This window comes from Coleofasciculaceae cyanobacterium (genome assembly GCA_036703275.1).
GTDB lineage: Bacteria > Cyanobacteriota > Cyanobacteriia > Cyanobacteriales > Xenococcaceae > Waterburya.
In genome coordinates this window covers 1-10,262 of record DATNPK010000048.1, presented here as the reverse complement: position 1 = coordinate 10,262, position 10,262 = coordinate 1, and the positions used below count along the sequence as shown (strand labels likewise).

The following is a 10,262-nucleotide window of genomic DNA, read 5'->3' as shown; positions in this document are numbered from 1 at the left end:
TGAGATACCATCTCACACCAAGTAAAATAATCTCACCTTGGAAATGTTTCCATTTAAATGGCTGCTTTGAGTTCATCTTGTTAGTAATAATCGATACTTAGATTATACTACAGGCTCATCTCAAGTTTTTGCAACAGGACCAGCATAATGGTCGCGACCCAAAAGTCAAACAAAAAATTGGTGAAATGGTAGTCAGTGGTAGTGGCATTCGAGACACGGCACGAGTATTATCAATAAGTACACATACGGTGATAAAAGAACTTAAAAAAAAGAATCTTTGATAGAAAATGTCAATCGTCAATGGTTAGAAAAGGTTGATACCTCGGAGTTATCAGTTGAAATCAGAAAAGTAGAGGTAGATGAGATGGCAAGTTTTGTCGGCAAAAAGATTTATCAAAGGTAGTTATGGCACGCAATTGATCATCAAACGGGAACGATTTTAGCTTTTGTATTAGGCAAAAGAGAAGATAGAATGTTTTTGAAATTGAAAAAACTACTCAAACCATTTAAAATTACCAAATACTATACAGATAACTATACAGATAATTTAAAAACTTACCAACGTCATCTATCGAAAGAAGAAAGAATTGTCAGTAAATATAAGATGCAGAAAATTGAGAGAAAACATCTGACTTTGAGGACTAGAATTAAAAGATTACAGAGAAAAACAATTTGCTTTTCTAAGATTACTCAGATGCACGACCTAGTAATTGGTCTGTATATTATATTAACAAATATGAGTTTGGAAAAGAAATTTAGCTTCTTCAACACTCTTGCTACACTACCATTTTCCGCTGCAACACGTTTGCTAGGTCGAGATCTCTTTTAGTCTACATTTAATCTAAACTATCAATGTATCAGCCGATGGCAAGGCTATCCGTAACCGATCGATATCCTGAATTGGGGGTGCGCCGAACGTACGAGAATATTCGCGACTGAACTGGGAAGGACTTTCATAACCCACCCGCTCGGCAGCAGTCGCCGCAGTAGATTTTTCGACCAGCATCAGGCGACGCGCTTCTAATAGTCTTAATTGCTTCTGATAGTTCAACGGACTCATCGATGTCACTTGCTTAAAATGATAATGGAAAGAGGAAGTAGACATCCTGGCTCGACCGGCCAGATCCTGAATCCGCAGCGGCTTTGTAAAATCGGTCTTAATATCTTGGATGACCTGAGCGATGCGCTGCATATTACTACCAGTATGTAGCAATCTGACGAACGGCTTCGCATTGTTCGCCCATCAGGAGGCGATAGTAGATTTCCTGGGTAATCATGGGAGCCAGCATCGCAATATCTCGCGGCGTATCCAACAGCTTTATCAATCTCAGAGCGCAATCGAGCAATGGTGCAGTGGCGGTGCTGACAAAAAAGCCTCTGACAGAAGTTTCTTTTTTACTAGCGATTACGCTGGTTTGGGCAGTAATAATTTCACCAAGTTGACGCGGATCGAGATCCAGCTTAAATCCTAAATATGGTTGCGTTGGGGTTGCCTAGAGTATAAATCCACTAACCGGCAAATCGACGGAGAGAATCAAATATTGAGCCGCCCCATAACAATAAGTTTTCTCGCCCAGCAATGCTGCTTTTTTGCCCTGAACGACGATCGCCAGCATCGGTGTGCCGACTCCAGTTAATGTGGTGGAAACAGCAGACTCTCGCGCAAAATCTAGCCGCTCGATTGGTGTTCGATGCAATCCGTCTCCCTTACCATCGGTATGGCGGGTTATCAGTGCCGCCAGTTCTCTACACTGATTGATAATCTGTTCGTTGGCGGAGTCTGTGATCGGAACGGGAATCGTCATGCTAATTTTCCGACTAATTCAATCATCTTTATACAGCCATTGTAAAGCATCTTAATCTAGTTATAAAACTTGACTTTAGAGAATTAGGCAATAAATAGCGAGATTTGTGTATTTAAAAATCTTGTTCTTATTCATAAGATGAATACATCCATAAAAAACATTCAAAGGATAAGGCAATGACTAATCGCAGCACAAAAATTGCACTAGTAACCGGAGCGAGTCGAGGGCTTGGCAAAAGCACCGCGTTGCATCTTGCTCAAAAAGGAGTCGATGTTATCGTGACGTATCACAGCAATGCTCAACAAGCCGCTCAGGTCGTCTCTAAAATCGAATCGCTTGGGGCAAAAGCTGTCGCACTGCAACTTGATACGTCAAGCACTAAAACCTTTGATGATTTCGTGACTCAACTCCAGCAGACGCTGCAAATCACTTGGCAGACCGAGGGGTTTAATTTCCTGGTGAATAACGCGGGAACAGGGGTGTACAAGCCTTTTACAGAGACAACTGAGTAAGAATTCGATTACATGATGAATATCCACGTTAAGGGTGTTTTTTTTCTCACTCAAAAACTCCTGCCGTTGATGAATGATGGCGGACGGATTGTGAATCTCTCGTCAGGTCTGGCTCGAATGACGCTACCAGGTTATACTGCCTATGCCACGATGAAAGGTGCGATCGAAATCTTAACTCGCTATATGGCGAAAGAACTGGGACACCGACAAATCGCTGTGAATGTTGTGGCTCGAGGCGCAATTGAAACAGATTTTGGTGGCGGTGCAGTGCGAGACAATCCAGAAATCAACAAGTTTATTGCCTCGCAAACGGCTTTGGGTCGCGTCGGTCTTCTTGATGATATTGGAGGTGCGATCGCCGCTTTATTATCTGAAGAAAATCGATGGGTCAATGCACAGAGAATCGAAGTTTCTGGCGGTCAATTCCTCTAATTTTAACTACCCTCAACCTTCGGAAAAAGAACGATGTTAAACGTGGAAAACAAAGTTGTAGTCATTACTAGAGCCAGTAGCGTAATGAGTAATGAAGCTATCCGAAAACAACAGTCTTTAACTCAGGAGTACACATGAAGACATGGTTTATTACGGGTACGTCACGCGGGTTTGGGCGGAATGGGAAGACGTTGCGCGGGCTGTTGATGGCGACTGATGGCTCTGACTTTTTGCGCTAGATACGTAGGGCGCGAAGTCAGCAGCAAAGATTCGCTGAAAAAAACGCTCCTAAGAAGAAGGTGATGCGAGCGCGACCTATCGCAGCAGCGAGGCAGAAGCCCAGAGTTTTGTCTTTGCAATTCATGAAATTAACGTGAACCCAATTGCAGTAGCAATAAAAACGTAGAAAACAAAGTTAGATTCATAGTTGAGGCTAAAAGTATTGTGAATGAGATGAGACATCGAGTCTGCGATCCTTCGGAGCTTGGCAAAGCCAATCGCAGACATAGAAAGGTTCACTGGAGAAAAGGGATTAACAGAATCATTATTGCCTTGCTTTGCACCCTGGTTGCGCTCTTGGTTGCGTTCTTTCCGCTTGTTGCCACTGCCCAAACTCAGCCAATAACGACGGCACAAGCGCAGCCCGAAAATCAGAGCCGCTGTGAGCGAGGCAATCAAGTTATTAATAAGCCGTCAGGCGGAGCAGGACAGCCAGTCCTTGATGCCCTGCGCCAAGACTTCCCGTTTTTAGCAGATGCAATCACTAACTACGCCCTCGGTGAAGTCTGGTCGCGCAGAGGACTAGACGATCGCACTCGTCAGCTTGCGACCGTTGCCGCCTTTGCTGCCCAGGGTAATCTGCCACAGATAAAGATCCATGCGGGCTATGCGCTCAGGTTAGGCGCGACACAGGATGAACTCAAAGAAATCGTTTACCTGACTACAGTCACGGCTGGATTTCCCCGTTCCATTGATGCAGCGCAAGCATTGCGGGAAGTATTTACTGCGTCTTCGCGAAGGTCTAGTACTGCTCAGTAATCTAGTCCCACCCAAGACTCTACAACTCAACAGAAAAAACATGAGCAACACAACTCATCCACCCCCTAAACACTTTAGGATTACCCCCTTTTGTTTCAGCGCCGTTCTACTGATGATTGGCTGTTCACCCCGCTCCTACTTAAATCTGGAAAACATATCATCCCCTTCACAAACTATGGAAGAAGCTCAAAACTCTCGAACCGAAGTAGCCACACAAACCCTTGGTCAGCAGTCCTATGTGGGTATGTGGGTGACAAAGGACGGCTACATCCGCCACGAACTTCTACCCAATGGGCGTTACGACGAAGCACGCGGTCAGAAGCAAAGTGCCTATCAGGGTAGCTACACCCTCACCGGCAACCACATCGATTACGTTGATGACACTGGCTTTACCGCCGACGGCGAATTTCGCGATGGCGTGCTTTACCATGGCGGCATGGTTCTGTACCGTGAAGAGAACAAATAGCCCAAAGCCGCCGCTACCAATAAACTTCAGATTTACAACTGTAAAACAACTAGGAGATACACGCTCATGACTATTAACGAAAACACACAGAAAGTCGTGCTCATCACTGGCGCGAGCAGTGGTATTAGTGAAGCAACAGCCCGTCTACTCGCTGGCAAGGGCTTACAGGTCGTGTTAGGAGCACGGCGTACCGATCGACTTGAAGCGATCGCATCCGAAATTCGCGACAAAGGCGGTTCAGCCGTATATCGCGCTCTTGATGTGACCAGCCTCGAAAATATGCAAGCCTTTGTCGATTTTGCCAAGGATAAGTTTGGTCGCATTGATGTCGTGGTGAATAACGCAGGCTTGATGCCGCTCTCCAAGCTGGAGGTGTTAAAGATTGACGAATGGAATCGCATGATCGATGTGAATATTCGCGGCGTCCTCCACGGCATCGCCGCCGTCCTTCACACTTTCAAGCAGCAACACTCTGGGCAGTTTGTCAACCTATCTTCGATTGGAGGACATGCGGTCTATCCCACAGCCGCGGTGTATTGTGCAACCAAATATGCGGTCTGGGCAATCTCTGAAGGACTGCGACAGGAATCGACGGATATTCGAGTCACGATCATCTCGCCCGGAAATACCGAATCTGAACTGACTAGCACTATCAGCGATGCTCAAGCGGCGCAGTGGGTAGAGCAATTCCGCGAGTCGGCTATTCCAGCCGCTGCGATCGCGCGTGCCATTGCTTTTGCGATCGAGCAGCCAGCAGATGTGGATGTGAATGAAATTATCGTGCGACCGATTGGACAGAGCGGCTAAATACTAGCTAACAAAGGTGAGCGTCTGAGCGAAAACCATTTTACCAAAATAAATAATAAATAGCTAAAAAATGAAACAGATCAATGCAAACACACCGGATTTCGCACACCTCGCGCAGCGGCTACAGGTGCTGAAGGACTCGGCATGTAGTGACGCAGTATAACAAGCCGATGAAGCTGACGCAAGAGAGATCTGGGTGCGAACAGGTTTTGATGAATGACAAAGTAATTTTATCATATAGATGGGATGCCTATCAAAGACATTTACCAGCACAAAGGCATGAGGTGGGTAAACAGGCTTAAAGCAGCAGCAAATGGAGTTTTGACCCAGAAGTGGATGTTTAATGAAGGCTTAATGGTAACGCTCATGTTTAATTAACAAGTGCGAAGCACTCTGTCTTGCCAAATAAATTATAATTTATCGCAATTTGACATTTATCAAGTTAATATGAGCTAAGTTTTTAGCGGTTGAAAATACATGAAAAAAATAATCGCTGTAGGTAATACCAAAGGTGGTGTTGGTAAAACAACCACTGCGGTTCATCTTGCTGACTGGCTTCATAAGGTAAAAGAGGGCGAGGTTGTGTTCATAAATGCATCTTTTCAAACAGGGGTGCATGACTGGTTAGATGAACTAAAGATCTCCTATTATCAGGAGAAAGACCCAGATGAACTGTATGCTCTGGCAGAAAGTATCGATGCCGATTACGTAGTAATAGATCTTCCTGGGGCATCAGAAATAGTGAGAGAAGTTCTAGATTACTGTGATTTTATGCTAACACCCGTTCAGCCTTCGGCACTCGACTTGAAAGACGGGATCAAAATGATTAACATAGTTCATCGCAAGCGAAAGCTCAGAAAAAACCTTCATGCAGCATTTTTTCTAAGTTTGGTCGATCTAAGGTCAAATGCAGCAGGTGATGCTCAAGCCTATTTCAACAAGCACAAAGTAAATCTTCTCGATACCAAGATTAGAAGACTTAAGTTAATTCGCGATTCTCCCTTGGTACTATCTACCGCATTTCGCCAAACAGATGCTGCTTCTAAACTAGTAGCTCATGAATACGAGAGTTTATTTAAGGAATTTTTTGCTGATGCCTAGAAAAAACAAAGCAATCTTGGCTGATTTTGAGAGTCCAGAAATTGTTGAGAACACATTGTATCTCGACCAAATTGGACTATCAGATTTGAATCCCCGACGCTATTTCGACCCTGTAAAGATTCAGGAGCTTGCAGATTCATTTCAAGAACACGAGATGCTAACGAGTATCACAGTAAGACCAGTGAAAGGAAAAGATTACCCATATGAACTAGTAGCTGGTGAACGTAGATATAGAGCAGCAAAATTACTGGGTTTATCAACAATTGAGGTAAAGGTTAGGGATTTAAGCGATCGCGCCTCTTTAGCTATTGCCATTGAGGAAAATAGCAATCGAGAAGATCTTAACCCCATAGAAGAAACCTGGGCGATTCTTAAACTAATTTGCTTGGATACTCAATTGGAAAAAGATGATGTAACTTCTCTTCTTTACAAAATGGTAAAAGGTCGCGATGTTCCGACCAATTTTCAAGAACAGGTCGAGTTGACTTTTGCTTCACTCAAAAACTTATCTTTGTCAACATTTGTCAAGGATCGCCTGCGTATCCTCAAGCTTCCTGAAGCTATATTATCGGCAATCGAAAGAGGAAGTCTAGATTATACTAAAGGAATTTTAATTGCCAGGATTAAAGACGAAACATTTCGAGATTCTTTACTACAAGAGGCTATAGAGCAGAATCTTTCTCATAGTGAAATCAAAGCTAAAGTCTCGCAACTTCAAGGCAAAAAGCAATACGACCTTAAAAATTTACCTACTGACGAACTAATAAACAACGTCAAGCAAACTTATAGCAAACTCTCACGTAAGAAAGAACTATGGCATAATCCTAAAAATCGTCGCAAAATCGAGTTACTACTCAAAAATCTAAATCAACTTTTAGAAGTTTAATCTATTGGTTATAAATTGGGTCGGGATATTCCGACCCAATTTAGTTTAATCGGATTAATAATTCTCTAACCCTGGAATACAGCTGTCAAGTGGTTTTGAGAACTAGGCGAAAAAAAGAAATTCTGGAAATTTTTCTGTAATTCGAAAAACGGAGCAATAATTAGGAATAATTAGGGGTAAAACTAGCTTGCCCCTCATAACATCCTGGCTAATTTTACCCCAATTAAAAATCCACTTCTGACAAATCTAAGGTAATTAACTTGTCAATAAGTTCGACTACCCCAGCACCACGACTACCATTGGTGACAAAATCTACGCTCTTTTTCAGCATTGGCAACCGCAACAGAATACTGGCACAAGCTGAGGAAGTCGCGATCGTTTTCAGCATCACCAATACCGACAACATTGTCTAAAAATAACTTCATTTCAATCAATGCTACTTTCAGTCCAGATGCTTTGTTGGTAGTCCTAAACAAGTAAGGATGAGTTGTAGTGGTGTACGAAATACCATATAGAACCAAGATGATTTTCAATTTTTTGGGAAAACGAAAGAGTTTTTCTGACTAATCGAGAAATTCAAGATACGCAAAGTACAGTTGAACCTTTCAATATAATTAGTTTTTCCTGTTTTTTTGCCTACGGCTTGGTGACGTTTGCTGGGAAGCACTTGTTGGTAAGCTTCCCAGTAATCAGTGTAGCTAACCGCACATTGCCGATAAATAGCTGGCAGCGATCGCCATAATTGAATAGCTCCTTCTCTACTGCGGTCGCCAAGATGAATTCCCACTATTTCTCGGGTTTTGACATCTAAAGCCAACCAAATCCATTGTTTATTGCCTTTATTGCCTACAAAAGACCATATGCGAAGCGGCTTGCACTAAAGCACTAGCTTCGCGTCGCCCTCGAATGGGGGTATCATGCACGGACATTTCATCACACTGAATCGTTAATTTTCCTTGTTTTTTAGTTTTTACCTCAACTTGCTTAGGAACAGATTCATATTTGTCAGGCGCGTTTTGAGTAAGAATCTTCTTACTCAAAAGCCGCCGTCATTAACGTAACTTTGTAACCAGGGTTCTGTAAACCTCTGTAACTCTTGCAATACCAGCTAATGGAATCTTTTCTAACAAAACTTATCAATCAAGTTTTTAGTTTTTTGATTGATGATTTTATTTTGCGGGTCTTTCACAAATTGTCTGCTACAGTCTCGACATTTATAATTTTGCTTGCCGTTGTGAATTTTTCCATTTTTGACAATCTGTTCTGAATCACACGATGGACAAGGTGGTAAATCTGCTGGCATAGAAATCAAATAATCTGTATCTTCTATTTTAGATCCTTACCTTTTAAGGACTACCCTTCTTTTTTCGTGCAATTACTTTGCTTACTCGGCATGATATCCAGACTTTTTCTAGATATTAGCAACGAATGAATATACCGAAAGTTTCTGTATAATAAATAGTTATACTGCTTCAGCTATTGCTGAGGCGGCTCTTCAAAATAATTGGTAAGGTGTTCAGTACTAGGCAGGTCATTAGTTCTATACCGAGATGCTGCTTCTTCATCTAAACTTGTAAGTAGAATTGGAAAGCAATATGAGTATTGAATTTGAAGCGACTACGATCGCAGTGAGTTAACCGAACTGGTACAATCTAAGCTGGTTATTGGTGAGGTAATTGATACTTGGCTAGAATTAGCCTACGGTAAGCGCACGGTAATTTTTGCCTTTAGTACTAATCATTCCCAAGACATTACTGTTGAATTTTGTCGTCGTGGTATCAGTGCAGCACATATCGATGCCAAGACTCCAGCAAAAGAAAGAGAACGAATTTTTACCGAGTTTGCAGCAGGAAATATTTTAGTTATTACTCAATATTCAATTGTTACCGAGGGAGTAGATATAGTGGGAATCGAGGTAATTCAGAATCTACGTCCGACTAACTCGATTGTGCGTTGGTTTCAATCTATTGGCAGAGCTTTAAGAACTGCCGAGGGGAAACTTGAGGCAATTGTCATCGACCATAGCGATACTTACTTAAATCTTCCCTGGCCGAGCGATCGCGTTGAATGGTCGCTCGACGGCAAGCCAACAGTAGAAGAGAAAACTCACACCGCGCACTGTCCGAGTTGTCAGTTTTCTTTTCGCATTAGTGAGCAAATGTTTCATTCACGAATAGCGATTTGTCCCAATTGCGACACTTACTTTGTTTTCACTACTAAAAAAATTCGTAACAAACAGCCAAGAATTGAGGTTATTAAAACTGTTGAGGCTCAATTTGTAGAAATTAAGCGTCTGTCGAGTCAATTGTTCTCTCTCTTATCAGGTCGTTTAAATAATATTCTTCGTCAGTTTATAGAAGACAGTATTTTACCTTGTGTTAAATCAAGCCAGCATCAACAATTCTTAGACTATATCGTTAGTTACTCTAATAACGATTTACTCTACAAATCTATCACCCAGTTGCATTCAATAGAAAGGGTTGATGGTTACTTCCCTTTTATTCCACCTACTTATGTGCCATCTGCGCCCGTAGGAGTTGCTGCAGAAGACGGAGCAGTCACTTAGTTACTGCGATACTTTTTTAGATATCTTGTCAAAAGTTCCCGATGAAATATTCGAGCGTTACGGTGCTTTCAATACTTTTGAGATTGATTTTAGTCAGAAGTTTGGGATTTATAAGTATTTAAACTATGGTTCTTTCATGACTAAACTGAAAATATTCTCTTACGAAGCCGAAGGTAAATCTTCAATTAAATATGGGGAGCAAGTAGTAATTATCAATCAGGGTATTTTGAAAGATCTTAGTCTTTTAAACTTAGACACTCTGCCAAAATCAGCACTCCATCAAATATTTGTTTATGAAGGATGGGAATTTTCTAGTTATATGAACCTGGAAGATTTGTTTTATAAGCTATGCAACATTGTTAAAGCTCGTCACTATTCTTCCGTTTCCAAATGGCAGATTAAGCTAATTGATTTTTTATCTAAAAAGCGGTTTATCAATCCTTGCTATCAGCATTTTGTAGGAGAAACTATTAAGATTGAGTCTGTTACCTATTACAATTGTGATAATTTTATAGAAAACGCCGTAAAACCAACGTCTTTTAAGCGTTGGATATAAGGCGCGATAAATTTACAACGCAGTAAGTTTCATGGTAAAATCATAGCATGAAACAAATACGCGGATTTAAATACAGATTTTACCCAAACTCAG

The 10,262-nt window shown here is 41.8% G+C and carries 11 protein-coding genes and 3 pseudogenes; 10 read left to right on the top strand and 4 right to left on the bottom strand.

Annotated features, from left to right (window positions below; all coding sequences use genetic code 11):
• The first annotated feature begins 277 nt into the window (after positions 1-277).
• Positions 278-403: a hypothetical protein gene (locus tag V6C71_09055; protein ID HEY9768634.1), complete on the top strand. Its 126-nt coding sequence runs from the start codon at positions 278-280 to the stop codon at positions 401-403.
• Between the two features lie 438 nt (positions 404-841).
• Here V6C71_09055 and V6C71_09050 read toward each other — a convergent pair whose 3' ends face one another.
• Positions 842-1,192, bottom strand: coding sequence for an AraC family transcriptional regulator (locus tag V6C71_09050; protein ID HEY9768633.1), 351 nt, complete (start codon positions 1,190-1,192; stop codon positions 842-844).
• A gap of 4 nt (positions 1,193-1,196) precedes the next feature.
• Positions 1,197-1,805 (bottom strand): annotated as a pseudogene (locus V6C71_09045) (AraC family transcriptional regulator).
• A 176-nt stretch (positions 1,806-1,981) separates the two neighbouring features.
• Here V6C71_09045 and V6C71_09040 point away from each other — a divergent pair.
• The 7 genes and pseudogenes from V6C71_09040 (at position 1,982) to V6C71_09010 (ending at position 7,047) form a co-directional block, all read left to right on the top strand.
• Positions 1,982-2,749, top strand: a pseudogene (locus V6C71_09040) (SDR family oxidoreductase).
• Positions 2,750-3,202: 453 nt separating this feature from the next.
• Positions 3,203-3,787 (top strand): carboxymuconolactone decarboxylase family protein, encoded by a 585-nt coding sequence (locus tag V6C71_09035; GenBank protein HEY9768632.1) that lies wholly within the window; start codon positions 3,203-3,205, stop codon positions 3,785-3,787.
• Between the two features lie 175 nt (positions 3,788-3,962).
• On the top strand, positions 3,963-4,253 hold the full coding sequence (locus tag V6C71_09030) for an Atu4866 domain-containing protein (GenBank protein ID HEY9768631.1): 291 nt from the start codon (positions 3,963-3,965) through the stop codon (positions 4,251-4,253).
• 66 nt (positions 4,254-4,319) lie between these two features.
• Positions 4,320-5,060, top strand: a complete 741-nt coding sequence (locus tag V6C71_09025) for an SDR family oxidoreductase (protein HEY9768630.1) — start codon at positions 4,320-4,322, stop codon at positions 5,058-5,060.
• A 149-nt stretch (positions 5,061-5,209) separates the two neighbouring features.
• The gene (locus tag V6C71_09020) at positions 5,210-5,362 is read left to right on the top strand and encodes a hypothetical protein (protein HEY9768629.1); all 153 of its coding nucleotides are present in this window, start codon (positions 5,210-5,212) and stop codon (positions 5,360-5,362) included.
• Positions 5,363-5,537: 175 nt separating this feature from the next.
• Positions 5,538-6,161 (top strand): ParA family protein, encoded by a 624-nt coding sequence (locus tag V6C71_09015; protein HEY9768628.1) that lies wholly within the window; start codon positions 5,538-5,540, stop codon positions 6,159-6,161.
• Entirely contained in the window at positions 6,154-7,047 is an 894-nt protein-coding gene (locus V6C71_09010; protein ID HEY9768627.1) for a ParB/RepB/Spo0J family partition protein, read from the top strand. Before V6C71_09015 ends, V6C71_09010 begins: the two co-directional genes overlap by 8 nt.
• 223 nt (positions 7,048-7,270) lie before the next feature.
• Here the strand turns inward: V6C71_09010 and V6C71_09005 are convergent, their stop codons facing one another.
• On the bottom strand, positions 7,271-7,453 hold the full coding sequence (locus tag V6C71_09005; GenBank protein ID HEY9768626.1) for a hypothetical protein: 183 nt from the start codon (positions 7,451-7,453) through the stop codon (positions 7,271-7,273).
• 62 nt (positions 7,454-7,515) lie between these two features.
• Positions 7,516-8,350, bottom strand: a pseudogene (locus tag V6C71_09000) (IS1 family transposase).
• Positions 8,351-8,689: 339 nt separating this feature from the next.
• Between V6C71_09000 and V6C71_08995 the strand changes: the two are divergent.
• Both V6C71_08995 and V6C71_08990 read left to right on the top strand, forming a co-directional pair.
• Positions 8,690-9,613, top strand: coding sequence for a helicase-related protein (locus V6C71_08995; protein HEY9768625.1), 924 nt, complete (start codon positions 8,690-8,692; stop codon positions 9,611-9,613).
• Positions 9,585-10,169, top strand: a complete 585-nt coding sequence (locus tag V6C71_08990) for a hypothetical protein (GenBank protein ID HEY9768624.1) — start codon at positions 9,585-9,587, stop codon at positions 10,167-10,169. Before V6C71_08995 ends, V6C71_08990 begins: the two co-directional genes overlap by 29 nt.
• Positions 10,170-10,262: the final 93 nt, after the last annotated feature.

What these genes read in the sequence shown, in the direction of transcription:
- V6C71_09025 (HEY9768630.1), top strand. Translation starts at nt 4,320, where the DNA reads ATGACTATTAACGAAAACACACAGAAAGTCGTGCTCATCACTGGCGCG.
- V6C71_09010 (HEY9768627.1), top strand. Translation starts at nt 6,154, where the DNA reads ATGCCTAGAAAAAACAAAGCAATCTTGGCTGATTTTGAGAGTCCAGAA.
- V6C71_09015 (HEY9768628.1), top strand. Translation starts at nt 5,538, where the DNA reads ATGAAAAAAATAATCGCTGTAGGTAATACCAAAGGTGGTGTTGGTAAA.
- V6C71_09005 (HEY9768626.1), bottom strand. Translation starts at nt 7,453, where the DNA reads ATGTTGTCGGTATTGGTGATGCTGAAAACGATCGCGACTTCCTCAGCT.
- V6C71_09050 (HEY9768633.1), bottom strand. Translation starts at nt 1,192, where the DNA reads ATGCAGCGCATCGCTCAGGTCATCCAAGATATTAAGACCGATTTTACA.
- V6C71_09035 (HEY9768632.1), top strand. Translation starts at nt 3,203, where the DNA reads ATGAGACATCGAGTCTGCGATCCTTCGGAGCTTGGCAAAGCCAATCGC.
- V6C71_09030 (HEY9768631.1), top strand. Translation starts at nt 3,963, where the DNA reads ATGGAAGAAGCTCAAAACTCTCGAACCGAAGTAGCCACACAAACCCTT.